This is a genomic window from Pantoea sp. X-Soil-ISGK-259 (assembly GCF_059730705.1).
This window is the reverse complement of the sequence record NZ_AP035986.1, coordinates 1,266,454-1,290,310: the sequence shown is the minus strand read 5'-3', so window position 1 is coordinate 1,290,310 and position 23,857 is coordinate 1,266,454. Positions and strand designations below refer to the sequence as shown.

The following is a 23,857-nucleotide window of genomic DNA, read 5'->3' as shown; positions in this document are numbered from 1 at the left end:
ACATCCTGCAGCTGCGGCCAGCCACGCAGGCTGGCCGGCTCCGTTACTTCAGAGTGGCCTCATCAAAATTGAATGAGGTATCGGGCATCACATAAAAACCGCTGAGGTTTTTGCTGTTGGCAGAAACCAGCTGCTCCACCACCAGCGGGATCCACGGATGGTCCTGCCAGATGGTGTCCTGCGCATCTTTATACAAGCGCGCTTTCTCTGCACGGTCAGTGGTTTTCAGCGCATCGGCCAGATCTTTATCCACCTTAGGATTGCTGTAAAACGCCGTGTTAAAGATCGCCGGTGGCCAGGCTGCGGTAGCAAACAGTGGCGTCAGCGCCCAGTCTGCTTCGCCCGTTGAAGCGGACCAGCCGGTGTAGAACATCCGCACGCCGCTCTCTTTTTGGCCCTTGCCCTCCACTTCTGCGGCACGCTGGCCCGCATCCATCGCCGTGACTTTTACCTTCACGCCAACCTGCGCCAGCTGCTGCTGAGTGAACTGCAACACTTTCTGCGCGGTGCTGTGGTTATGTGACGACCAGAGCGTAGTTTCAAACCCGTTCGGATAACCCGCCTCTTTCAGCAACGCACGGGCTTTGGCTGGATCGTAGCTGATGGCCGGATAGGTCTGTGCAAAGTCGACAGCGGACGGCACGATGCCGGTAGCGGGTGTGGCATAACCGGAGAAAGCCACTTTCGCCAGCGCCTGACGGTTGATGGCATATTCCAGCGCCTCACGTACCTTCGGGTTGTCGAACGGCTTCTGAGTGACGTTGAGGCTGATATAACGCTGCATAATGGAAGGTGAGGTCACCACATCCAGCTTGCTGTTCTTTTCCAGCAGTTTCACCTGCTCATAAGGCACCGGGAAAGCAAAGTTTGCTTCGCCGGTCTGCAGCATCGCCGCACGGGTGTTGTTGTCCACCACCGGACGCCAGGTGATGCTGTCCAGCTTCGGATAGCCCGGCTTCCAGTAACCGTCCCACTTCTTCACTTTCACAAAATCGGTCTGGTTCCAGGTTTCAAACACAAACGGGCCGGTTCCTACCGGATGGAAACCGATCTCTTTGCCATATTTTTTCAGCGCGGCTGGCGAAATCATCGCCGCCGCCGGATGGGCCAGGTTGTTGATAAAGGCAGAGAACGGCTCTTTCAGCGTCACTTTTACCGTCGTCGGATCCACGACTTCCGTACTGGCGATGCGTTTAAACAGGTTGTAGCGCTTGAGATGGTTATCCGGGTTGCTGGCACGATCGAGGTTGACCTTTACCGCTTCCGCATTGAAATCCGTGCCATCCTGGAACTTCACGCCAGGACGCAGCTTGATGGTATACGTCAGGCCGTCGGCGCTGGCCTGATAGCTCTCTGCCAGCACGTTAGTCAGTTTCATATCCTTATCGAAGCCAAACAGACCCTGATAGAAGGATTTCGCGACCGCCTGCGACAGTGTGTCATTGGCGTCATAGGGATCGAGCGTGGTGAAGTTGGACGCGACGGCAATCACCGCATCCTGTGCTGCCCAGGCGGGCAATGTCATTGCGCTGCTTAACACGCCAGCTGCCAGTAACCCTTTACGCATCGTCATCTGCATCTTGTTCTCCTGTAATCCCTGTCGGGTTGGTCGCCGGGGCGACATTGTCACTGTTCAGGTCGCGCTGATAATGTGGCGGGCGACGAAATGGCCCGGAGCCACCTCCATCAGCGGCGCCACTTCAGGTTCATCCCCTAACGCATGGATCGGACTGGGGATCTCATCGACCAGTAAGGCGCGTTCACGACGCCGGTGAGCCGGATCGGCGACCGGCACCGCTGCCATGAGTTTTCGGGTGTAGGGATGCTGAGGCTGTTCAAACACCGCCTGACGCGGCCCCATCTCGACAATCTGACCGAGATACATCACCGCCACGCGGTGGCTGATACGCTCCACCACCGCCATATCGTGGGAAATAAACAGGAAGGCGATGCCAAACTCGCGCTGCAGGTCGAGCATCAGATTAATAATCTGCGCCTGAATCGACACATCCAGCGCCGAGACGGACTCGTCGGCAATCACCACTTTGGGGTTCAGCGCCAGCGCGCGGGCTATACAGATGCGCTGACGCTGCCCGCCAGAAAATTCATGCGGATAACGCTGAGCATGTTCCGGCAGCAGTCCCACTTTATCCAGCAACCAGGCAACGCGCTGCTCCGCCTCGCGACGCGGCATCGCCTTGTGGACCAGCAGCGGCTCCATAATGGAGAAGCCGACCGTCAGCCGGGGATCCAGCGAGGCGTAGGGATCCTGGAAGATAAACTGAATATCACGCCGCAGATGGGCCAGCGCGGCACCGGAGAGATGATCTATTCGCTGGCCGTCAAACGTCAGCGTGCCGCCCTGACTGGCCACCAGCTTCAGCAGCGAGCGGCCGGTGGTCGATTTACCACAGCCAGACTCCCCCACCAGTGCAAGCGTCTCACCGGCATAGAGATCAAAACTGACTTTTTCGACGGCATGAACCCGGCTTTTAACCCGATTCAGCAGACCACCGCGAATATCAAAGCGGGTGACCAGATCGCGCACCTGCAAAATCGGCGGCTGCAGGCGGCGTACCGTATCCTGCGGCACATCATCAACGGCATCACTGTGCAGCAAGGGGAATTTGGCGGGTAAAGGCTGCCCCTGCATCGAGCCGAGTTTTGGCACCGCCGCCAGCAGCGCCTGTGTATAGGGCTGCTGTGGTGCGCTGAACAGCTCGGCGACCGGAGCATTTTCCACTACTTCGCCGCGATACATCACCTGCACCCGGTCGGCCATTTCGGCGACCACGCCCATATCGTGAGTGATAAAAATCACCCCCATCTGCATCTCTTTTTGCAGCACGCGGATGAGCTGCAGAATCTGCGCCTGAATGGTGACGTCAAGCGCGGTGGTCGGTTCATCGGCAATCAGCAACGCCGGCTTGCAGCAGAGCGCCATCGCAATCATCACGCGCTGGCGCATCCCACCCGACAACTGATGCGGAAAGCGGGATAAGACATTCTGCGCATCGGGAATGCGCACCAGATCCAGCATCCGGCGCGCCTCTGCCAGCGCCCCGGCGTGGCTCAGGCCCTGGTGCAGACGAATGGATTCGGCAATCTGCTCGCCCACGGAGAAGACCGGATTCAGTGAGGTCATCGGCTCCTGAAAGATCATCGCCATATCCGCGCCGCGCACCCGGCGCATCTGACCTTTTGAGGCGCGCATCAGATCCAGCACGTCGCCGTTGCGACGGCGCAATTGCACTTCTCCGCTGACGATTCCGCCCGCCTGCTCAATCAGTCTCATCAGCGCCAGCGAGGTGACCGATTTCCCCGAACCTGACTCCCCCACCAGCGCCAGCGTTTCGCCCCGAAACAGATCGAGTGACAAATGACGCACCGCATCCGTGACGGTGTCTTCGTGCTGAAAACGCACATTGAGATCGCGCACCGCGAGTACCTGTTCAGGGGCCAGCGGCGGTAACGTTTGCCTGTCGCTCATCACTGCTCCTTAACTTTCGCGATATATCGCGACGTCCGCCGCTTCGCCGACGCGCCCAACACCCCGATACATGCCTTCGCTGTTAAACGGCAGCGCCACGTTACCTGCACGATCCACCGCAATCAGCCCGCCGCTGCCGCCCAGTTCCAGCACGCTGTCATGAATGACATTAACCGTAGCCTGCTGCAGCGAACGTCCGGCGTAGCGCATCTGCGCAGCCACATCGTAGGCCGCCAGCGTGCGCATAAAGACTTCACCGGTGCCGGTACAGGAGACGGCCACGCTGTCGTTGCTGGCGTAGCAGCCCGCACCCGGTAGCGGTGAGTCGCCGACCCGCCCGGCCTGTTTATTGGTCATACCGCCCGTTGAGGTAGCTGCAGCCAGGTTGCCTGCCAGATCCAGCGCGACGGCGCCTACCGTACCGAACTTGCGGTCCGGATCGAGCGGGTCGTCGCTGTGCGCGGCACCATCGTGGTCCAGCACCGCGGTATCGCTGTTCAGCGCGCGCTGCAACTGCTCCCAGCGTTCCGGCGTTGAGAAGTAATCTTGTGCAACCATTTCCAGCCCGTTCGCTACGGCAAACTGCTCTGCACCCTCGCCGATAAACAGCACATGCTCGCTTTTTTCCAGCACGGCACGTGCCGCCAGCACCGGATTACGCACCCGCGTCACGCCCGCGACCGCGCCCACATCCAGCGTACGCCCATCCATGATGCAGGCATCAAGTTCATGAGTGCCCTGATGGGTGAACACCGCGCCTTTACCGGCGTTGAAAAGTGGACACTCCTCCAGCAGTCGCACGGCCTCCGTCACCGCATCCAGTGCGCTGCCACCCTGAGCCAGTATCTGCTGACCCTGAGTAACAATATCGTGTAGCGCCTGACGATAGTGTTGTTCTTTTTCAGCGCTCATTGCTGCGCGCGAAATTGCACCCGCGCCGCCGTGAATGGCGATCACTGCATTGACCATAACGCTTTACCCTGTGGTTGCATCAGGACGAAAAACACTGATTTAAAATGGTTTTCACCCATTTTGGGTGATTTTTGACTATAGAAAGCCTGCTAAGTGTTGTAAAGCGGAAACTGTTCCTGTGGTTATAACCTTTTCTTACCACCCTGATTCATTTTTGCCATAACAACCGGCGCGTCTGACCGACACCGATGTGACTCAGCGGCTAATCCGACTCATAATAGGCAGCATCTGAGTTAACCAGGCTGGACTGTTTATGGAAAGTTTTACTGCAGGTTTGATCTCCCTTGAGGAGGCGCAACAAAAAATGCTGTCACAGCTGACGCCCGTTACCGACTCACTGAGCGTGTCGCTGGCCGACGCGGTCGGCCGCATCACGGCAAAAGCCGTCACCTCCCCGATCGCCGTGCCGCCCTTTGATAACTCTGCGATGGATGGCTACGCCGTCAGGCTGGCCGATGTCAGCAGCGGCCAGCCGTTACCCGTCGCGGGCAAAGCCTTTGCGGGCGCGCCGTTCAGCGGTGAGTGGCCGCAAGGCAGCGTGATTCGCATCATGACCGGTGCCCCAGTGCCCGCAGGCTGTGAAGCGGTGGTGATGCAGGAACAGACCGAATCTCAGGGCGATGCGATTGTGATTACCGCGCCCGTGCGTCCAGGACAAAACATCCGCCTGACCGGCGACGACATTCAGCCAGGTCATGTGGTGCTGGAAGCGGGAACACGTCTGGGTGCCGCCGAGCTGCCGCTGCTGGCTTCGCTGGGTATCGCGCAGGTGAGCGTGCTACGTAAACTGCGGGTCGCTATCTTCTCCACCGGTGATGAGCTTCAGCCGGTCGGTGAGCCGCTGGCAGAGGGCCAGATTTACGACACTAACCGTTTTGCGGTCTCGCTGATGCTGCATAAGCTCAACTGTGAAGTCATCGACCTTGGCATCATCAAAGATGATCCTGCTGCCCTTCGCGCCGCATTTGAGGAAGCCGATCGGCAGGCGGATGTGGTGATCAGCACCGGCGGCGTCTCGGTCGGCGAAGCGGACTTCACTAAAAATATGCTGGAAGAGCTGGGCGCGATTAGTTTCTGGAAACTGGCGATTAAGCCTGGCAAACCATTTGCCTTTGGTCGTCTTAACAGCAGCTGGTTCTGCGGTCTGCCCGGCAATCCGGTCTCCGCCGCCGTGACCTTCTATCAGCTGGTACAGCCGCTGCTTGCCACCCTTACCGGCCAGCAAAAATCCGCCTTGCCGCCCCGTCAGAAAGTGCGCAGCGCCTCGCGACTGAAAAAGTCGCCGGGCCGCCTCGACTTCCAGCGCGGCATCCTGCGCCAGAACGCACAGGGTGATCTGGAGGTGGAGACGACCGGAATGCAGGGTTCACACGTCTTCAGCTCTTTTGCCCAGGCGAACTGTTTCATCGTGCTGGAACGTGAACGCGGAAACGTTGAGCCGGGCGAATGGGTTGAGGTAGAACCGTTCAACGCCTTGCTGGAGGCATAAATGGTGCCTGAATTAAGCGATGAGGAGATACTGCGCTACAACCGGCAGATTGTCCTGCGCGGCTTTGATTTCGACGGTCAGGAGCGGCTCAAAGCGAGTCATGCGCTGGTTGTCGGGCTGGGGGGACTCGGCTGCGCCGCCGCGCCCTATCTGGCGTCTGCGGGCGTCGGCAACATGACACTGCTCGACTTCGATACCGTGTCGCACTCTAATCTGCAACGGCAGATTCTGCACCATGACGTGGATATTGGCCGCGCCAAAGTGGACTCTGCCGCGCAAAGCCTGGCCGCTATCAATCCGCACTGCCTGCTGCATCCGGTCAATGGACAGCTGGAGGACGCAGCGCTGCTGGCGTTGATTGCCCGGCAGCAGGTGGTGCTGGACTGCACCGACAATGTTGCGGTGCGTGAGCAGCTTAACCGGCTCTGTCGGCAGCAGCGGGTGCCACTGGTCTCGGGCGCCGCAATTCGGATGGAAGGTCAGATCAGCGTATTTAACTGGCAGCCCGGCACGCCCTGCTATCGCTGCATCAGCCGCCTGTTTGGCGAACAGACCCTGAGTTGCGTGGAAGCGGGCGTCATGGCCCCGCTGGTTGGCGTCATTGGTGCAATGCAGGCGATGGAAGGGATTAAAGTACTGACCGCCTTTGGCACACCCGCCACCAGCCGGTTGCTGATGTACGATGCGATGAGCGCGGAGTTCCGCAGCATGAAAGTCGCGCAGGACGCGCACTGTGAAGTGTGTGGCGGTGGAGATTAACCTTCTGCAGATATCCGTTCGCAGACAGCTCAAAACTTAAAGCGAAGGGAGCATACGCCTGTAGCAAAGCATCGCGCCGCCCGGATAAAAACGCCGGGAGCGTTTTTTGAACAACGCAATGCGTTGGCCGGGTTACGAGCGCACCTCAGGGATGAGGTGCGTAATCGCCCGCGCTGAGCATGCCAGTGACGGGGTCTTTTGTGTCTTTGCGAAACACGTATGCTCCCTGAAGCCCGCTCAGCTGATAAGAGTGTGAATGCTTAGCGATCAGATTGAGATCTGCTTCAGGAACACGGGCAGATCGGAAAGTCGCTTAAACCATCCATGGATGCTCGGCCCACGCCGTCCATGGCGCGGGACGCTTTCCTCCTCTGCCCGTGTTCCCTGCGCCTTGAGCATTTGCGTTGCTGTCAGATAACCTATGAGCGTGGCAATCAGCCCAACCCACACCCTCTGACAATCAATAAGCATTCAGCTCTCTCATCAGCACCAAAAAAACGGGGTGGCCTGCGCCACCCCGTTTTTATCAGACGATACCCTGACTGCGCAGGTAATCTTCATAATTACCGGTGAAGTCCACCACCTTGTCTGCTTTCAGCTCAATCACGCGGGTTGCCAGCGAGCTGACAAATTCGCGGTCATGTGAAACAAACACCAGCGTGCCTTCATACATCTCCAGCGCCATATTGAGTGATTCAATCGACTCCATATCCAGGTGGTTGGTCGGCTCATCCATAATCAGAATGTTCGGTTTTTCCATCATCAGCTTACCGAACAGCATACGACCCTTCTCACCACCCGAAAGCACTTTCGCCGGCTTCTTAATATCATCCTGCGAAAACAGCAGACGACCCAGAATACCGCGAATGGTCTGCTCATCATCGCCAGGCTGTTTCCACTGACTCATCCAGTCAAATACTGTCAGGTCATTGGCAAAATCATCGGCATGATCCTGAGCGTAATAACCAATGCGTGCGTTCTCTGACCATTTAACAGTGCCATTATCTGGCGTAAGCTGACCCACCAGCGATTTCAACAGCGTCGACTTACCAATACCGTTGGCACCGATGACCGCCAGTTTCTCACCGACTTCCAGCAGCAGATTTAAATTCTTAAACAGCGGACCGTTATCAAAGCCTTTAGTTAAACCTTCCACTTCCAGCGCATTACGGAACAACTTCTTGTCCTGCTCAAAGCGGATAAATGGGTTCTGACGACTGGACGCTTTCACTTCATCCAGTTTAATTTTATCCATCTGCTTGGCGCGTGATGTCGCCTGACGCGATTTAGAGGCGTTAGCACTAAAACGACTGACGAACGATTGTAAGTCAGCAATCTGCGCTTTCTTCTTCGCGTTATCTGATAACAGACGTTCACGTGCCTGCGTTGCAGCGGTCATATATTCGTCATAATTACCGGAATAAACCCGCAGCTCGCCATAATCCAGATCGGCCATGTGAGTGCAGACCATATTAAGGAAATGACGGTCATGCGAAATGATAATCATGGTGCTGTCACGCTCGTTCAGCACCTGCTCCAGCCAGCGAATAGTGTCGATGTCCAGGTTGTTCGTCGGTTCGTCGAGTAACAAAATATCGGGATTTGAAAACAGCGCCTGTGCCAGCAACACACGCAATTTAAAGCCCGGCGCAATTTCGCTCATCGGGCCGTAATGTTGCTCAACCGGAATACCCACGCCGAGCAATAACTCACCGGCACGGGACTCGGCGCTATAGCCGTCCATCTCACCGTAGAGCGCTTCAAGATCGCCGACTTTATACCCCTCTTCTTCGCTCATCTCGGGCAAAGAATAAATACGGTCGCGCTCCTGCTTCACTTCCCATAATTCATGGTGACCCATGATTACGGTGTCCAGTACGCTGAATTCTTCAAAGGCAAACTGATCCTGACGCAGCTTACCGATACGCTCATTAGGATCGTAAGAGACGTTGCCGCCTGAAGGCACCAGATCGCCACCCAAAATCTTCATGAAGGTGGATTTTCCGCTGCCGTTCGCACCGATTAAACCGTAACGATTACCGCCGCCAAATTTAACGGAGATATTTTCGAACAGTGGCTTGCTGCCAAACTGCATGGTGATATTGCTGCTAACTAACACGGCATTGACCTTTGTGAAGAGAATGGATGAAAAAACGGCGGCTATTATGCCAGATGTGACGCAGCGCACGCCAGCGTCAGGCGTGGATTCCTGGCGGGGTGATTGATATCCCGGCAGAAATAAAAAAGCCGGAGGGCCATATTGGCCCCCCGGCTCCCACTTACAAGGATTGTGTTGATCAATCGATCAGGAAACTGTCCAGGCTTTTACCGGAATCCAGCGCTTTTTTGATCGCTGCCGGGGTACGGCCCTGGCCAGTCCAGGATTTCTGCTCACCATTTTCGTCGGTGTAAGAATATTTAGCCGGACGCGGCGCACGCTTGGTGCGTTTTTTTCCGCTCTCCAGCGCACCTAATAATTCATTAGGATCGATGCCGTCAGCCAGCAGCATTTCGCGATATTTAGACAGCTTTTCTTCTTTTTCGCGATTCTGTGTCTCTTCCGCTTCTGCTTCTTCGCGGCGCTCAGTAACGACTACCGTTAATTTTTCCAGGATCTCTTCAAGATCGGTCAGTGGCAGTTCACGAGCCTGGGCACGTAATGTGCGAATATTGTTCAGTACCTTAAATGCGTCACTCATCACAATGTCCTTGATTAAGGGGGGTTAATAAAACTGTAGCGCCAAGACTACCTAATTCAAATAAAAAAATAAATTATTTTTACGCTACAGATAATTCCTAAGTTTTAATTTCAGTTAAAATCTTACTATTAAATCGGCAGTGGCTGGTAATTTATTAACGCTGAATTAACAACAAATCGCCCTTTTACTTAACCGATGAAAACGATTTCAGCCTTGTTATACCGGCAACAGGCGTTAACGATTTTCGCTAAACGCGCACTACAGCGCGTCATTAATTGCAATTAAAGGTTCGTTGATAGCTGATTAAACGCGTGCCCTGATTGAGATCTCTGTCACACCAGCTTACAGATCATGCCTGAAAAACCGCCTCCCCCACCTTAAATAGTGCAAAATTATTACCGCTCGCGTGTTTTTTTTAATTATCCCTCAGCGTGCAGCCAGCCCTTTTTTAACGGTGAGATTTCCAGCAGCGTCAGATTATTCGCAGCCCGACCGGCTGTGCAATAACTGTAGGGTCTGACTCCGCCTGGTGAATGATCACGTGCTCTCACCTTAACAGTCGTAAGTTGCATTAAAGAATCGTCAAAGAAATAAATTCAGAAAGGTGACACGGCTCAGAATCCAGGATGGCCGGTAACGTAAAAATAATTGCCGGTCAAAAGCGCTGATAATATTCCGGCTAAGACTGGCTGTTTATTTTCTGCAGTCCGGACCGGACGCGTTGGGGCTGCGATGTATGCTAATTCAACGGCTTAGACCATTGAGATTTACATTGAGTGGGTGAGAACCCTTAACTTAACGCGGTTAAAAGGGAGAGATAAAGCGGTCACTGCGCACAGGCAGCGACCGCGAAAGGATTAATTCGCCTGTGTGGCCGGACCAAATACCGGATATTGAGGCATCTCAACGTTCTGATACGTTTCCCATCCGCCGCCCAGCGCTTTATAAAGCGCCACTAAATCCAGAGCGCTCTGCATTCTCGCCTGAGTCGCCTGCTCCTGAGCCTGTGCCAGCTGGCGCTGCGCATCCAGCACGTCAAGGAAGGTCGAAAGCCCCTGGCGGTAACTGTCGCTGGCGAGGTTAAAGGCCCGCTGCAGGGCGCCGGTCGTCTCATCCAGCGCAGTCACGCGCTGCTGGTCGGCGCGGTAGCTGACCAGCGCATTCTCGACATCCTGTAACGCCGTCAGCACAGTTTGACGGTAATCCAGCGCGGCGCTGGCCTGCTGCGCCCGCGCTAACTTGACGCTCGATACCAGTTGTCCACCCTGGAAAATCGGGATCGAAAGCGAGGGGCCATAACTGTAGAAATGGCTGCTCCAGTTATCCAGATAACTGGCGTCAGTGTTGCGGACGCCCAGCTGTCCGGTCAGCGACAGGCTTGGGAAGAGCTGCGCAACAGACACGCCGATCTCCGCGGTTTGAGCATGCAGCGTCGCTTCAGCCTGGCGAATATCAGGACGACGACGTGCCAGCGTGGAGGGAATACCAACCGGTACAAACTGCGGCAACGGCGGTAAGGCTTTAGGTGTGCTGAGTTCAGCATCCAGTGCACCCGGTGTTTTGCCGAGCAGCACCGCTAATCCGTTCATCGCCTGCCGTGCCTGCGATTGATACTGCGGCAGCTGGGCCTGAAGCGTGCTGAGCTGGGCACGGGCATTTTCTACATCAGTTAACGGAGCCAGACCATTACGCTGCTGACTTTGCGTCAGCTCGGTCGTCTGCTGCGCCACATTAATCTGCTCCTGCAGAGTCTGAACGGTGCTCTGCGCGCCTCGCAGCTGCAGCCAGGCTCGCGCAACTTCGGCCTCAAGTGAGACCAGCGCATCGTTACGCTGCTCTATCGCTGCCTGCTGCTGGGCATTGGCGGCCTCAACCTGACGGCGAACTTTGCCCCACAGGTCAAGCTCCCAGCTGGCATCGAAGCTGCCCTGATAGAGGTTAACCGGCTGGGTCAGGCCATTGAGCTGGCTGGCCACGTTGCTGTCGAGTTGATCGGTGGCGCCATTGGACTCAAGCAAGCCTTTCAGGCCGAGCTGCTGACGGGTGACTTTAGCCGAACCGCTCAGACTGGGGAACAGGCTGCCCTGGGCCTGCGTCAGCTGTTCACGCGCACCCGCAATCCGCAGCACTGTCTGCTGCAGGCTCAGGTTCCCCGCTATCGCCCGCTCAATCAGGCTGTCGAGCTGCGGATCGTTAAAGCTCCGCCACCAGCGGGAATTAATCGCTGAATTTTGCGGCTTTGACGCCTCCTGTGAATCCAGCGTGTTGTAGCTACCTGGCACGGCAGGTTTCGGTGCCTGATAGTCAGGTCCGACAGCGCAGCCCGCCAGCCCCAGGGCCAGCAGTAAGCTCAGGGGTTTCAGGCGATGAGTATAAAAAACCTTCATGTTAGTGTGCTCCTGCACTGCCTTCGCTCTTGATCGGCGACAGCAGCCAACAAAATGGAATCAAAATCAGGGCGACAATACTCAGGCCTGAGAAGACATCGATGTATGCGAGAATACGCGACTGCGCAATCATCTCCTGATAGAGCTGACCGGTTGCCAGCGTAATGGGATCGCCCACCGCCGACGTGAAGTCGCGTATCGCCTGCGCCCAGTGCTCAAGCGTAATGTTGAACGGCTCGTTAAGCGGCGTCATGTTGTGCACCATATGCGCAGACCGCGCCTGTGCGCGCTCGGTAATGGCCGCGGTCGAGAGCGAGATCCCAATGGATCCGGCCACGTTACGGAACATGGTAAAGAGCGCGGAGGCGTCCGCGTTAAGTCGCTGAGGAATGGTGACAAAGGCAATCGTAGTCAGCGGAACAAACAGGAAACCCAGCCCGATCGACTGTGCGCTACGCATCATCACCAGCGTTTTGAAATCGACATTCGGCGTCAGGGTAGCTGAATAGAAAAACGCCATGGCCAGACAGCTGAAACCAAAGGCGATGATGTATCGCGTCTGCACAATCGGCATCAGTTTCAGCACCAGTGGAATGGTCAGCACAATAAGCACCGCGCCGGGCGACAACACCAGCCCTGACCAGGTGGCGGTATAACCCAGATCCTGCTGCGCCAGCTGTGGCAACACCACAGAACTGCCATACAGAATCATTGCCATTCCCGCCATCAACAGCCCGGCCACCCAGAAGTTGCGATCTTTCATTACCAGAATATCGACCACCGGCTTACGCGCATACATCAGCCAGTAAATGGCGCCAACGATGCCAACCAGCGCCAGAACAGCGAACAGTACGATAAAGTGCGAAGCAAACCAGTCCTCATCTTCTCCGCGATCCAGCATCACCTGCAGACACCCCAGGCCTAAGGTAATCAGGCTGATCCCGATGTAATCGATCTTCAGCTTACCTTTGGCCCATTTACGCTCCCAAGGCGGATCTTCCAGCAGCTGATAGATCGCCAGCACAGTCAGCACGCCCACCGGAATGTTAATAAAGAACACCCAGCGCCAGCTGTAGTTGTCAGTGATCCAGCCACCCAATGTCGGGCCAATCACCGGCGCGACGATAATAGCGATGGAGGAGAGACCAAATGCCTTGCCGCGATCTTCTGCCTTGAAGTAGTCCAGCAGCACGGACTGCTGAACGGGCTGCAATCCGCCACCAAAAAAGCCCTGCAGCACGCGGAACAGAATGATTTGCCAGAGTTCAGTGGCGATGCCGCACAGGAACGAGCAAATGGTGAACATCACAATGCAAATCAGGAAAAACTGTTTACGGCCAAACAGCCGGCTGAAGAACGCAGAGATAGGCAGCACAATGCCGTTCGCCACCAGATAGGAGGTCAGCACCCAGGTTGACTCATCATAACTGGAGGAGAGCGAACCGGCGATGTGCGGCAGCGCCACGTTAACGATGGTGGTGTCGAGGATCTCCATAAACACCGCCAGCGTGACCGTGATCGCCACTAACCACGGATTACTGGCCGGTTTCCAGCTCTGCGCCGTACTCATTCCACTGTTACCTCGGGTTCAACGGAGAGACCCAGCGGCAGCGGATGGTTCGGATCCAGGCCCTTGTCGATAACGATTTTCACTGGCACACGCTGAACAATTTTCACGTAGTTACCGGTGGCGTTTTCTGACGGGAAGGTCGAGAAGCGTGAGCCGGAGCCCATCTGAATGCTGTCGACGTGTCCTTCCAGCTTCATGTCCGGCCAGGCATCAACGCTGATTTTCACTTTATCGCCAGGATTCATGCGTTCCAGCTGAGACTCTTTGAAGTTCGCAGTAACCCAGATGTCAGGCGAAACCAGCGAAAACAGAGAGGAACCGGCCTGCACCAGCGTGCCCAGCTGAACGTTACGCTTGGTGATAAACCCGTCATAAGGCGCGCGAACCTGGGTATAGGAGAGATTAAGATCGGCCGTGCTTAACTGTGCTTTCGCCTGCTCAACCTGTTGCTGACGCGCTTCAACATTGGTCTCCTGCTGACGAATCTGCAGGGCAACCTGTGAAGCGACTTCAACCTGGGCTTTCGCACTCTGTAACTGTGCCTGCGCCGAACGTAGCTGCGCAGACGCGCTGTCGATATTACGCTGGCTGGTCGCACGTGGATCGACGCCACGCTGGCGACGATAATCCGCCTGCGCATTCAGCATATTGGCTTCTGCTTTCGCCTGATCGGCCAGAGCCTGATCGCGCTGAGCCGGATACTGTACTTTTGACAGCGCCAGCTGGGCCTGCGCCTGATGCAGTTGTGCAACGGCTAAACCGAGCTGCGCGTTAGCCTGTTCACGCTGGGCACGGTTGTCGCTGGGATCAATCTCCACCAGCAGATCGCCCTTCTTCACCCGCTGGTTATCTTTCACCAGCAACTTCACGACATAGCCGGATGCTTTAGGCGCAATAGTAACGGCATCGCCTTCGGTAAAGGCGTCGTCGGTGGTTTCAATATTGCGGGTAGATAACCAGAACCAGAGACCGACAATCAGCATAATCACCACCACCACCGCCAGAATAATCAGCGGCTTTTTACCGGGGCGTTTACGCTCAGGCTGCTGGTCGTTGTCCTGATTTTCCTCTGACTGACGGTTTTGATCCGTCGTGTTTTCTGCGTCCTGCTGATGTGGATCGCGTTGATTGTTCTCGCTCATAGTTCCCATCACTGGCTAAGGCCCTGATTCCGGGCATAAAGGTCCTGTTAACCTTATATCGGAAATTGACAAAATCCAGTGCAACTTTACGAAACTTGAGGAATGCCGCACATCCTGCCACCTGACAGCGATAGCAGGATGTATCGGGCCTAATTGAGCAACCGCAGCAGTAGCCAGCCGCTGGCCATTGACCAGGCCAGCAAAGGAAGGGAAAAGAGATGAAATTGCCACCATACGGCACGATCTTTCGCCATACGCAGAGCAATCAGGTTAGCCAGTGAACCTGGCAGCAGACCGAATCCACCGATGTTGACCGCCCAGGCGAGCACATCGGTTGGCGGGACTTTTTGCAGCAGCAGAATCGTCGCCGGGACATTGCTGATCACCTGTGACAGACCAATCGCCAGCAGATAGAGCTGCCCCTGGCCGAAATGCGCCACCGCATCAAAGTGAGCCTGCATCACCGGCAGACGTGTCAGCAGGAAGACGTCAATAAACATGGCGATAAACACCGCCAGCAGGCTCCAGTCGATACGTTGCAGTACCGGACGCGCCATTACCAAAAAGGTGGCGAGGATAACCAGCAGTATCCAGCCGGTGATTTCCAGCTCCAGACCGGCGATAAACAGCAGGTATAACACCACGCTGACAATAAACAGCGGCTTCTGCCACTCCGGCTGCTCCGGGTTGTCATGTTTATCAATTGTCCGCTTTGAAAAGCTAAACCAGGTCAGCACGACCAGGCTCAGCAGCAGCCAGGCGGCCAGCGGCAGCATCTGCACAATGAATGCAATAACGCTGAGCTTGCCGTGACTCCACAGCAGAATGTTTTGCGGATTGCCGACCGGCGTCAGCAGCGACCCGGCATTCACTGCCAGCGCCTCGAAAATGATCAGTCGCGAGATAGGTAAATGAGAGAACTTCCGCAGCGTTAATGTCAGCGGCACCAGAATAAACAGCGCAACATCGTTGGTTAAAAACGTGGAGAGCAACGCGGCAGCCAGTACCATAAATAGCGCCAGCGCACGTTCGTGCCGGAAACGCGCAATCAGGCGTCCTCCCAGCACGTCAAAGTAGCCGCTGGTTTCCAGCCCTTTGGTCAGAATCAATAACCCGGTGAGTGTGATAATGGTATGCCAGTCTACGGCTCCGGGCAGATCGGCCCAGCGGAAATCCGCCAGGAATGCCAGAACTACACCAATCACGATTAATAAATGCAAAATTGAGTCATGCAAAAAAGATCGAAGCAGTTGTGGCATGGTGAGGGTACGCCTTAGCGTTAACGGGTTTCGGAGAACTTCTTAAATACAGCCAGAGTTTCATCACTGACGTGATGTTCAATACCTTCTGAATCGCGTCGGGCCGTTTCGGGGCTGATGCCTAACGCCAGCAGAAAACTTTCAACAATATGATGACGGGCGCGACTCTCCTCTGCCAGCTTCTCCCCTTCACTGGTCAGGAAGACACCGCGGTAAGGGACCTGCTCAACCAGCCCGGCACTGCCAAGTCGTTTCAGCATTTTAGCCACTGTCGGTTGCGAAACGCCCAGACGGGCTGCCATATCGACCTGACGTGCTTCGCCAAATTCACCAATTAAATCAGAGATTAACTCAACGTAGTCATCAATTAACTCCCGACGATGCGCTTCACGCACCTGCCGAAAACCTTCGACATGCTCTTCAATATCTTTCAGTGGTCCTTTCGGCGCAGAAACCACGCTTTTAGCACGACGACTCATTCAGCTTCCTCATTATTATTTCCCGTACTGACGCTGCTGTACGGATTTAGCTGCGCTCATTGTAAACCAGCCACAAAGAAGCTCAAATTTTTCGTCATTAGCCTTGGCTAAACGATATAGCCAGTGCTATCTTTGTTGATAATGTAAGCAGCCAACGCATGATCCCTAGTGATCTTCTGTTGCTCTGGTGATGATGACGCTCTCACCCCACGCTGCTGATTACCGCGTCGATCAGGATTGGGAGGTAATTCTATGAGCACTCTGAAATGTTGCTTAGATTGCAGCAAATGCTTCCAGACAGAGAAGAAAACAACCACGGATTTTAAATCCTGGCTGTGCCTGCTGACGCGTTCCCCTTTCACACTGCGTCTGATGCTGATTGAAAAACTGCTGGGCCATAAGCCTGCCGAACCTCGCTGTCCGAATCTTATCTGGCGCGGCTAATCCTGATTCAGAGCCTTTTTGCCTGCGGTTGAAAGGCTCACGCCCCTCTGTTTGTTCTCTTTGTTTTTTCCCCTCATAAGAAACTGCCCTGAGGCTGAAAGGGGCATGCCTGCAGATCAGCGTCTGCCAGAGAATGAGACGGGAGACCGACAGGTAAGTCGGGGTGGCGGGTAAAATCAGCACAATAAAAAACGGCCCACAAGGGGCCGTTTTTTTGCAGGTCAGCTAAGCTAAACTTAGAAGCTGTAACCTACGCCAGCAATCCAGGTACCGACGTCAACGCTACGGATACGGCTCTGCTCGTAACCAACGTCAAGTGCGATGTCCTGCATTGGGTTAAACTGCATGCCTGCGCCGTAAGAGAAACCTACGTCGCTGGTGTCAGTTTTATCACGTGATGCAGTTTCGTTGCCCTGGTATTTACCATAGCCGATACCGACAACACCATAGATGCTAGCCCAGTCGTTCAGACGGAAAGCTGGACCACCGGTCACACCGTAGTACTGGCCTTTGTTGTAAACGCCATCTTCGGTACGATCTTTTTCAGTGTAGGTGAATGAACCGATCCAACCCAGTGGGTTAGAACCGTCTTCGTAGCGGTATTTCAGGTTGAAGCCGTTAGCTTTGTTCGCTACGCCCTGATAATCGCTCTGAGCATAGCCACCAGTTACGGTGCTCTGTGCCATTGCTGAACCTGCAGATACTGCCAGTACACAGGCTAATGCTGAAAGACATGCAATTTTTTTCATAACCACCTCAAATGTGAAAATACTTCTCTCCTGACAACGCTGAAAATATAACAAAAAATAGCGAGAAACTCTGCCCGGATTTTGTTGTCTAACAGAAAGTTTGGTGTAACAGGACGTTAATGCGACATACTATGTCATTCATTTTTCTTATAAAATCCGTCATCTTCCTGCAATAATCTTTTTGTGCTCAATTTGCCGTTTAAGTTAATTCCTAAAAAAACCTGACATTTCTTTACCTAAATGGCACTGATTTTGGCCAAAATTTGCGCAGTTAAGGCAAATTAAAAACGCTGACTCATGATTTTTTGCCTGACATTTCCTTTACACTGGCCCACTCGTTACGTTGATGACCAGGAAAAGTACACAGGATGTCTGCCTCTCCCGCTTCTAAAAATCTTGCGCCAATCGTGTTGCCAATTGCCGTACTGCTGATTGCGATGCTGTCGCTGCAGGGCGGTGCTTCTCTGGCAAAAAGCCTGTTTCCTTCTGTTGGGGCGACGGGAATCACCGCGCTGCGTCTGGGCTTTGGCACCCTGATACTCTGTGTCATCTTTAAACCCTGGCGTTTACGCTTTAGCCGGGAACAACGTCTGCCTTTGCTGATGTATGGTCTGGCGTTGGGCACCATGAACTTCACATTCTATCTGGCGATTCGCACTGTGCCGCTGGGCGTGGCGGTGGGACTGGAGTTTACCGGTCCACTGGCGCTGGCGCTGTTTGGATCGCGCAGACCACTGGATTTTGTCTGGGTGCTGCTGGCGGTGATTGGTTTGTGGTTCCTGCTGCCGTTTGGGACAGGGATGACCGCGATTGATCCATTGGGCGCAGCACTGGCCGTGAGTGCGGGTGCCTGCTGGGCAATCTATATCCTGGCGGGACAGCGGGCAGGTGCAGAACATGGTCCTGCGACAGTGGCTATCGGTTCGCTGATTGCTTCGGTGATTTTTGTACCGCTGGGGCTGACGTTTGCAGAAAGTGGCATCTGGACATGGGCCGTGATGCCGATCGCATTGCTGGTTGCCCTGCTCTCCAGCGCGATACCCTACTCACTGGAGATGATCGCCCTTACCCGCTTACCGGCGCGCATCTTCGGCACGCTGATGAGTCTGGAACCCGCCATGGCCGCTTTTTCCGGCATGCTGTTTTTGGGCGAAACGCTGACCGGCCTACAGTGGCTGGCGCTACTGGCAATCATCATCGCTTCGGCAGGCTCAACGCTGACCATGCGACCGAAAAAGAGCCAGTTAAGCAGCGTGGAATTATCAGATTCTGGTCAGAAATAAACGCCTTTAGCCTGCCTTTGTGGTGGGCTAAATAACAATCATGCTCATCATGAGAATTATTCTTAACCATTCCCTGTCCAGGTTCTGACTATTTTGAAACAGACGCTTACCTGTTATTTACATGTAAAATTAAAGCATTGATTTAATTAATTAAATACAAGCGCTTTTATTTTAACATTGCGTTAACCTCGTCTGTGCCTTCCCGCATTTAATAAAGACCTGCACTATTTCATCTATCGATAAAGTCGTTTCTGCAAAGCTGAAAAGCGCTGCTATACTTATCCGGTACTTGATTAGGACAACCATCAAAGAGAGGACTGAAACGATGAGTACCGCTAAACTGGTTAAAACTAAATCTGCTGACCTGATTTATACCCGTAATGACGTGGCCGAAGATGAGAAGAAAGCCACCATCGCGGTGTTGAACCGTCTGGTAGTCGAGTTTATTGACCTGTCATTGATTACTAAGCAGGCGCACTGGAACATGCGCGGTGCTAACTTCATCGGTGTACATGAAATGCTGGACGGCTTCCGTACTGCAATCACCGAGCATCAGGACACCATTGCTGAGCGTGTGGTACAGCTGGGCGGCGTTGCACTGGGCACCACGCAGGTTGTTAACGATACGACGCCGCTGAAAAGCTATCCGCTGAATATTCACAGCGTTCAGGATCACCTGAAAGCGCTGGCAGACCGTTATAGCGTCGTGGCTAATGATACCCGTAAAGCCATTACTGAAGTGAAAGATGAAGATACCGCTGACATCTTTACTGCGGCATCACGTGACCTGGACAAATTCCTGTGGTTCATCGAAGCCAACATTGAATAAAACTCAATGCAGTCAATCAGGCGGGGAAACCCGCCTTTTTTACGTCTGCGTTACCGCATTTTTATGACCCTGTTAACAGTTCTTCCTTCCTTCGCTTCACAGCCTTAACATCTGAGGCACACTACCGCTTGCACCAAAACAGCCATATGCACCAAAACTGAGCACCTAAATGGTGCAAAGGCAGAATTAACTGCAAAATCGTGTCAGCTATGTTATTTAACTCTCTGATTTCGCGAAACTTGCAAAGTTGGCATAATTATTTCATATGACAAGCCGCAAACGCAGGCCCTGCCGCCTGGTAGTAAAAAAAGGAAAAATGATGAAGTCACTGTTAAAAGTTTCTGTGGCCGCGCTGGCGCTGGCCTTCTCCCTCTCTTCCACTGCAGCAGATAAGAAGCTGGTTGTCGCTACCGATACCGCCTTTGTTCCGTTCGAATTCAAACAGGGTGACAAATATGTCGGCTTTGATGTGGATCTGTGGGATGCCATTGCGAAAGAGCTGAAGCTGGATTATACCCTGAAGCCAATGGACTTCAGCGGCATCATCCCTGCACTGCAAACGCGCAATGTCGATCTGGCCCTTGCGGGCATCACCATTACCGAAGAACGTAAAAAAGCGATCGAGTTTTCTGATGGCTATTACAAAAGCGGTTTGCAGGTAATGGTGCGTAACAATGAAAACGACATCAAAGGCATCAGCGATCTGAACGGTAAAGTGGTTGCTGTGAAAAGCGGCACCGGCTCTGTGGAATACGCAAAAGCCCACATCAAATCTAAAGACCTGCGTCAGTTCCCGAACATCGACAGCGCCTACATGGAACTGGGCACTAACCGTGCGGACGCCGTGCTGCATGACACGCCAAACATTCTTTACTTCATCCACACCGCCGGTAAAGGCCGCTTTAAAGCGGTAGGCGATTCGATTGAAGCGCAGCAGTATGGTATCGCCTTCCCGAAAGGCAGCGACGATTTACGTGAAAAAGTAAACGGCGCACTGAAAACCCTGAAAGAGAACGGCACCTATAACACGCTCTATAAAAAATGGTTCGGCACCGAACCTAAATAATAATTTGCCCGTTATCTGATTTCAGCAGGGAAACTTTTTCCCTGCTTTTTTCCATCGCAACATATCTGGAGTGACACCATGGAGTTTGACTGGAGCGTCATCTGGCCCGCCATGCCAGCGCTGCTTGAAGGCGCTAAACTGACTTTAATAATCTCTGTTATTGGACTGGTTGGCGGCCTGTTTATCGGGCTGATTGCCGGTTTTGCCCGCGCTTACGGCGGCTGGATCACCAATAACATCGCACTGGTGTTTATCGAAATTATCCGCGGCACCCCTATCGTGGTGCAGGTGATGTTCATCTACTTTGCTCTGCCGATGGCGTTCCCCGACCTGCGCATTGATCCCTTCAGCGCAGCGGTAGTGACCATCATGATTAACTCTGGCGCTTATATCGCGGAGATTACGCGTGGTGCCGTGCTGTCGATTAATAAGGGCTTCCGCGAAGCCGGACTGGCGCTTGGCCTGTCGAGCCGTGAGACGCTGCGCTACGTGATTATGCCGCTGGCGCTGCGCCGTATGCTGCCACCGCTGGGCAACCAGTGGATTGTCAGCATCAAAGATACCTCGCTGTTTATCGTTATTGGTGTGGCTGAACTGACGCGTCAGGGTCAGGAGATTATTGCCGGTAACTTCCGCGCTCTGGAAATCTGGAGCGCCGTCGCGATCATCTATCTGGTGATTACGCTGGTGCTGAGCTTTGTGCTGCGCCGCATTGAGAAAAGGGTGAAAATCCTGTGATTGAATTTAAAGATGTCTCCAAGCATTTTGGCCAGACCCAGGTGCTGCACAATATTGATCTGAAGATTAACCAGGGCGAAGTGGTGGTGATTATCGGCCCATCCGGTTCCGGTAAATCCACCCTCTTACGCTGCATTAACAAGCTGGAAGAGATCACCAGCGGCGAGCTGATTGTTGATGGCCTGCGCGTGAATGACCCGAAAGTTGATGACCGCCTGATTCGTCAGGAAGCGGGCATGGTATTCCAGCAGTTTCATCTGTTCCCACAGATGAGTGCGCTGGACAACGTTGCCTTTGGTCCTATCCGGGTGCGTGGCGCCAGTAAAGAAGCGGCACGCCAGCTGGCGCGTGAGTTGCTGGGCAAAGTGGGCCTGGCAGAGCGTGCACATCATTTTCCGTCTGAGCTGTCCGGCGGCCAGCAGCAGCGCGTGGCGATTGCCCGTGCGCTGGCGGTTAAGCCAAAGATGATGCTGTTCGATGAGCCAACCTCAGCGCTGGACCCGGAACTGCGTCATGAAGTCCTTAAAGTGATGCAGGATCTGGCGGAAGAAGGCATGACGATGGTGATTGTGACGCATGAAGTGGGCTTTGCACAGAAGGTCGCCTCGCGCCTGATCTTTATTGATAAAGGCCGGATTGCAGAAGATGGCGATCCTGACAGCCTGATCAGTAATCCACCCAGTGACCGTCTGCGCGAATTCCTGCAGCACGTCTCCTGATCAAAACGGGCCGCTAAGCGGCCCGTTTTTTAATGCCCCGGGCCGCAGTAATAGCGTGCCTGCACCGGGAAACCCCTAACTTCCCAGACGACTCAGCAATTTGGTGCGCTGGGCGGCAGGCATAAAACTCCACGCCAGGAAGCGGCTCTGCTTCTGACCCTGGGCCATGTTCACCACCCGCACTTCAGCAACGTCGAGCGCCTGCAGCTGTTTTTCCAGTGCCGGTAAGTTCTCTTTGCGCGACACCAGCGAGGTAAACCAGCCGATCTGACGACCCAGCGCCACGCTCTCGGCGATCATCTTGCCGATAAACGCCTTTTCGCCACCGGGATACCACAGCTCATTGTGCTGACCGCCAAAGTTAAGTGGCGCACTCTTGTCCAGTCCGAGATTGCGGACCTTGCGCTGCGAACCGGCCACTGCCTCATCCGGCGACGCGTGGAACGGCGGATTACACATCACCGCGCTGAAGAATTCCGTTTTGCTGACCACACCCGCCAGCACCGCATCGTTGTTTTTCTGACGACGCAGACGGATCTGGCGCGTCAGGCGTGGGTTGGCCGCAACGATGCGGTTAGCGGCTTTGATGGCGGCGTCATCAATTTCGGTGCCGGTAAAGCGCCAGCCATATTCTGCCGCACCAATCAGTGGATAGATGCAGTTTGCGCCGCAGCCAACATCGAGAATGTCCGCCATCGGGATAACCCCGTTGTTATCCAGCGCCAGCAGATCGGCCAGGTAGTGCAGATAATCGGCGCGTCCCGGTACCGGCGGGCAGAGTGAGCCGGGAGAAAGCTGCCAGTCGATGTCGTAAAAGAGTTTGATCAGCGCCTGGTTCAGCAGCATCACCGCCTCCGGGTCCGCAAAATCCACGGACTTCACGCCATAACCATTAGGCCGGACTTTAGCCTTCAGCGGCGGATGAGCAGCGGTTAACGCGGCAAAATCGTATTCGCCCTGATGGCGATTGCGGGCGTGGAAGGGCGACGTGCTGGCTGACTTTTTCATACGTTCTCTCAATTATTCAGGCGCGCGTACAATACGCTGTAGGCGGCGGAAAATAAACCCGCACCATCCGCTTACCGCTTTCCGATTCCGTCGGGTGATGCTGTCGGGCTAAGATAAATAAAATCACCTGCTGGAGACGTTATGACCCGGAAACGCTATTCCTATGAACCCCGTGCTGGTCACGGTCTGCCCCACGATCCGCTCAACGCCATTATCGGACCACGACCAATCGGCTGGATTAGCTCTGTCAGCGCCAGCGGCCAGCGCAATCTGGCCCCTTACAGCTTCTTTAACTGCTTCAACTATCATCCGCCAATTATCGGTTTCGCCAGCAGCGGCTGGAAAGACAGCGTGCAGAACATTGCGGACACCAAAGAGTTTGTCTGGAACCTGGCTACCCGCCCGCTGGCCGAAGCGATGAACGAAAGTTCCGCTTCGCTGCCTGCCGATCAGGATGAGTTTGCCTTTGCAGGGTTAACACCACTGGCGGCATCACAGGTAGGTGCCAGTCTGGTGGCGGAAAGCCCGGTCAACTTTGAGTGTCGTCTGACCCAGCTGATTCAGTTGCAGGATGCCAGTGGCAATCTGGTCGACAGCTGGCTGGTGCTGGGTGAAGCGGTCGCGATCCACATCGATGAATCGCTGCTGGAAGCGGGCATTTATCAGACCGCAAAAGCCGAGCCGATTCTGCGCGCAGGTGGTCCCAGCGCCTATTACGGCATCAGCGAAACACAACGCTTTGACCTGGTCCGTCCGGACGCACGCCCTAAATAAT

General features: G+C 54.6%; 21 protein-coding genes. 9 read left to right on the top strand and 12 right to left on the bottom strand.

The genetic code is table 11. The features are described from left to right. Window positions 1-43 precede the first annotated feature (43 nt). From gsiB to AC6I77_RS05920, 3 genes are read right to left on the bottom strand one after another with little or no spacing between them, the layout of a single operon-like run. Complete coding sequence (gsiB, locus tag AC6I77_RS05930; RefSeq protein ID WP_140033576.1) at window positions 44-1,579, bottom strand: glutathione ABC transporter substrate-binding protein GsiB; 1,536 nt, start codon at window positions 1,577-1,579, stop codon at window positions 44-46. A 54-nt stretch (window positions 1,580-1,633) separates the two neighbouring features. After that, window positions 1,634-3,490 carry a dipeptide ABC transporter ATP-binding protein gene (locus tag AC6I77_RS05925; RefSeq protein WP_105099360.1) on the bottom strand — a complete coding sequence of 619 codons (1,857 nt, stop codon included), beginning with the start codon at window positions 3,488-3,490 and terminating at the stop codon, window positions 1,634-1,636. Between the two features lie 9 nt (window positions 3,491-3,499). Further along, window positions 3,500-4,459: an isoaspartyl peptidase/L-asparaginase family protein gene (locus tag AC6I77_RS05920; RefSeq protein WP_003852309.1), complete on the bottom strand. Its 960-nt coding sequence runs from the start codon at window positions 4,457-4,459 to the stop codon at window positions 3,500-3,502. A 256-nt stretch (window positions 4,460-4,715) separates the two neighbouring features. On the opposite strand from AC6I77_RS05920, the gene moeA reads away from it, so the two are divergent. Together moeA and moeB are read left to right on the top strand one after the other, a co-directional pair. After that, on the top strand, window positions 4,716-5,951 hold the full coding sequence (gene moeA, locus AC6I77_RS05915; RefSeq protein WP_039659277.1) for a molybdopterin molybdotransferase MoeA: 1,236 nt from the start codon (window positions 4,716-4,718) through the stop codon (window positions 5,949-5,951). Beyond that, complete coding sequence (moeB, locus tag AC6I77_RS05910) at window positions 5,952-6,710, top strand: molybdopterin-synthase adenylyltransferase MoeB (RefSeq protein ID WP_105099361.1); 759 nt, start codon at window positions 5,952-5,954, stop codon at window positions 6,708-6,710. 526 nt (window positions 6,711-7,236) lie between these two features. Here moeB and AC6I77_RS05905 read toward each other — a convergent pair. From AC6I77_RS05905 to mntR, 7 genes are all read right to left on the bottom strand, one after another. After that, complete coding sequence (locus tag AC6I77_RS05905) at window positions 7,237-8,829, bottom strand: ABC-F family ATPase (protein ID WP_008925818.1); 1,593 nt, start codon at window positions 8,827-8,829, stop codon at window positions 7,237-7,239. Between the two features lie 178 nt (window positions 8,830-9,007). Then, a complete protein-coding gene (locus tag AC6I77_RS05900; RefSeq protein ID WP_003850507.1) occupies window positions 9,008-9,409 on the bottom strand; it encodes an H-NS family histone-like protein in 402 nt (133 codons plus the stop codon). Between the two features lie 857 nt (window positions 9,410-10,266). Then, on the bottom strand, window positions 10,267-11,796 hold the full coding sequence (locus AC6I77_RS05895) for an efflux transporter outer membrane subunit (protein WP_497816759.1): 1,530 nt from the start codon (window positions 11,794-11,796) through the stop codon (window positions 10,267-10,269). A 1-nt stretch (window position 11,797) separates the two neighbouring features. Further along, window positions 11,798-13,366: a DHA2 family efflux MFS transporter permease subunit gene (locus AC6I77_RS05890; protein ID WP_003850509.1), complete on the bottom strand. Its 1,569-nt coding sequence runs from the start codon at window positions 13,364-13,366 to the stop codon at window positions 11,798-11,800. Then, window positions 13,363-14,508, bottom strand: a complete 1,146-nt coding sequence (locus AC6I77_RS05885) for an HlyD family secretion protein (protein ID WP_003850510.1) — start codon at window positions 14,506-14,508, stop codon at window positions 13,363-13,365. Before AC6I77_RS05885 ends, AC6I77_RS05890 begins: the two co-directional genes overlap by 4 nt. Window positions 14,509-14,657: 149 nt before the next feature. After that, window positions 14,658-15,767, bottom strand: coding sequence for an SLC13 family permease (locus AC6I77_RS05880; RefSeq protein WP_286866546.1), 1,110 nt, complete (start codon window positions 15,765-15,767; stop codon window positions 14,658-14,660). A gap of 20 nt (window positions 15,768-15,787) precedes the next feature. Then, window positions 15,788-16,246 carry a manganese-binding transcriptional regulator MntR gene (gene mntR / locus AC6I77_RS05875; RefSeq protein WP_003850512.1) on the bottom strand — a complete coding sequence of 153 codons (459 nt, stop codon included), beginning with the start codon at window positions 16,244-16,246 and terminating at the stop codon, window positions 15,788-15,790. Window positions 16,247-16,498: 252 nt separating this feature from the next. Between mntR and AC6I77_RS05870 the strand changes: the two genes are divergently transcribed. Continuing rightward, window positions 16,499-16,690, top strand: coding sequence for a hypothetical protein (locus tag AC6I77_RS05870; RefSeq protein ID WP_283543394.1), 192 nt, complete (start codon window positions 16,499-16,501; stop codon window positions 16,688-16,690). A gap of 236 nt (window positions 16,691-16,926) precedes the next feature. On the opposite strand, the gene ompX is transcribed toward AC6I77_RS05870, so the two are convergent. Next, on the bottom strand, window positions 16,927-17,439 hold the full coding sequence (gene ompX / locus AC6I77_RS05865; RefSeq protein ID WP_008925816.1) for an outer membrane protein OmpX: 513 nt from the start codon (window positions 17,437-17,439) through the stop codon (window positions 16,927-16,929). Between the two features lie 368 nt (window positions 17,440-17,807). Here ompX and rhtA point away from each other — a divergent pair, with 368 nt between their 5' ends. The 5 genes from rhtA (at window position 17,808) to glnQ (ending at window position 22,074) form a co-directional block, all read left to right on the top strand. Continuing rightward, entirely contained in the window at window positions 17,808-18,722 is a 915-nt protein-coding gene (gene rhtA / locus AC6I77_RS05860; RefSeq protein ID WP_003851733.1) for a threonine/homoserine exporter RhtA, read from the top strand. Window positions 18,723-19,047: 325 nt separating this feature from the next. Continuing rightward, window positions 19,048-19,551 (top strand): DNA starvation/stationary phase protection protein Dps, encoded by a 504-nt coding sequence (dps, locus tag AC6I77_RS05855; RefSeq protein ID WP_003851735.1) that lies wholly within the window; start codon window positions 19,048-19,050, stop codon window positions 19,549-19,551. 319 nt (window positions 19,552-19,870) lie between these two features. Further along, window positions 19,871-20,617, top strand: coding sequence for a glutamine ABC transporter substrate-binding protein GlnH (gene glnH, locus AC6I77_RS05850; protein WP_003851738.1), 747 nt, complete (start codon window positions 19,871-19,873; stop codon window positions 20,615-20,617). Window positions 20,618-20,695: 78 nt separating this feature from the next. After that, the gene (gene glnP / locus AC6I77_RS05845) at window positions 20,696-21,355 is read left to right on the top strand and encodes a glutamine ABC transporter permease GlnP (protein ID WP_003851740.1); all 660 of its coding nucleotides are present in this window, start codon (window positions 20,696-20,698) and stop codon (window positions 21,353-21,355) included. Beyond that, window positions 21,352-22,074 carry a glutamine ABC transporter ATP-binding protein GlnQ gene (gene glnQ / locus AC6I77_RS05840; RefSeq protein WP_003851741.1) on the top strand — a complete coding sequence of 241 codons (723 nt, stop codon included), beginning with the start codon at window positions 21,352-21,354 and terminating at the stop codon, window positions 22,072-22,074. The genes glnP and glnQ overlap by 4 nt, the downstream gene beginning before the upstream one ends. A 75-nt stretch (window positions 22,075-22,149) precedes the next feature. Here glnQ and rlmF read toward each other — a convergent pair whose 3' ends face one another. Next, window positions 22,150-23,082, bottom strand: a complete 933-nt coding sequence (gene rlmF, locus AC6I77_RS05835; RefSeq protein ID WP_497816758.1) for a 23S rRNA (adenine(1618)-N(6))-methyltransferase RlmF — start codon at window positions 23,080-23,082, stop codon at window positions 22,150-22,152. A 141-nt stretch (window positions 23,083-23,223) separates the two neighbouring features. Here rlmF and AC6I77_RS05830 point away from each other — a divergent pair, with 141 nt between their 5' ends. Beyond that, window positions 23,224-23,856, top strand: coding sequence for a flavin reductase family protein (locus tag AC6I77_RS05830; RefSeq protein WP_283543392.1), 633 nt, complete (start codon window positions 23,224-23,226; stop codon window positions 23,854-23,856). Window position 23,857: the final 1 nt, after the last annotated feature.

Excerpts from the sequence above, each read along its gene's own strand:
- AC6I77_RS05925 (WP_105099360.1), bottom strand. The coding sequence starts at position 3,490 with ATGAGCGACAGGCAAACGTTACCGCCGCTGGCCCCTGAACAGGTACTC.
- AC6I77_RS05900 (WP_003850507.1), bottom strand. The coding sequence starts at position 9,409 with ATGAGTGACGCATTTAAGGTACTGAACAATATTCGCACATTACGTGCC.
- moeB (WP_105099361.1), top strand. The coding sequence starts at position 5,952 with ATGGTGCCTGAATTAAGCGATGAGGAGATACTGCGCTACAACCGGCAG.
- rlmF (WP_497816758.1), bottom strand. The coding sequence starts at position 23,082 with ATGAAAAAGTCAGCCAGCACGTCGCCCTTCCACGCCCGCAATCGCCAT.
- AC6I77_RS05920 (WP_003852309.1), bottom strand. The coding sequence starts at position 4,459 with ATGGTCAATGCAGTGATCGCCATTCACGGCGGCGCGGGTGCAATTTCG.
- glnH (WP_003851738.1), top strand. The coding sequence starts at position 19,871 with ATGAAGTCACTGTTAAAAGTTTCTGTGGCCGCGCTGGCGCTGGCCTTC.
- ompX (WP_008925816.1), bottom strand. The coding sequence starts at position 17,439 with ATGAAAAAAATTGCATGTCTTTCAGCATTAGCCTGTGTACTGGCAGTA.
- dps (WP_003851735.1), top strand. The coding sequence starts at position 19,048 with ATGAGTACCGCTAAACTGGTTAAAACTAAATCTGCTGACCTGATTTAT.
- AC6I77_RS05830 (WP_283543392.1), top strand. The coding sequence starts at position 23,224 with ATGACCCGGAAACGCTATTCCTATGAACCCCGTGCTGGTCACGGTCTG.
- AC6I77_RS05885 (WP_003850510.1), bottom strand. The coding sequence starts at position 14,508 with ATGAGCGAGAACAATCAACGCGATCCACATCAGCAGGACGCAGAAAAC.
- glnP (WP_003851740.1), top strand. The coding sequence starts at position 20,696 with ATGGAGTTTGACTGGAGCGTCATCTGGCCCGCCATGCCAGCGCTGCTT.
- AC6I77_RS05880 (WP_286866546.1), bottom strand. The coding sequence starts at position 15,767 with ATGCCACAACTGCTTCGATCTTTTTTGCATGACTCAATTTTGCATTTA.
- AC6I77_RS05895 (WP_497816759.1), bottom strand. The coding sequence starts at position 11,796 with ATGAAGGTTTTTTATACTCATCGCCTGAAACCCCTGAGCTTACTGCTG.
- AC6I77_RS05870 (WP_283543394.1), top strand. The coding sequence starts at position 16,499 with ATGAGCACTCTGAAATGTTGCTTAGATTGCAGCAAATGCTTCCAGACA.
- AC6I77_RS05890 (WP_003850509.1), bottom strand. The coding sequence starts at position 13,366 with ATGAGTACGGCGCAGAGCTGGAAACCGGCCAGTAATCCGTGGTTAGTG.
- mntR (WP_003850512.1), bottom strand. The coding sequence starts at position 16,246 with ATGAGTCGTCGTGCTAAAAGCGTGGTTTCTGCGCCGAAAGGACCACTG.
- moeA (WP_039659277.1), top strand. The coding sequence starts at position 4,716 with ATGGAAAGTTTTACTGCAGGTTTGATCTCCCTTGAGGAGGCGCAACAA.
- rhtA (WP_003851733.1), top strand. The coding sequence starts at position 17,808 with ATGTCTGCCTCTCCCGCTTCTAAAAATCTTGCGCCAATCGTGTTGCCA.
- gsiB (WP_140033576.1), bottom strand. The coding sequence starts at position 1,579 with ATGCAGATGACGATGCGTAAAGGGTTACTGGCAGCTGGCGTGTTAAGC.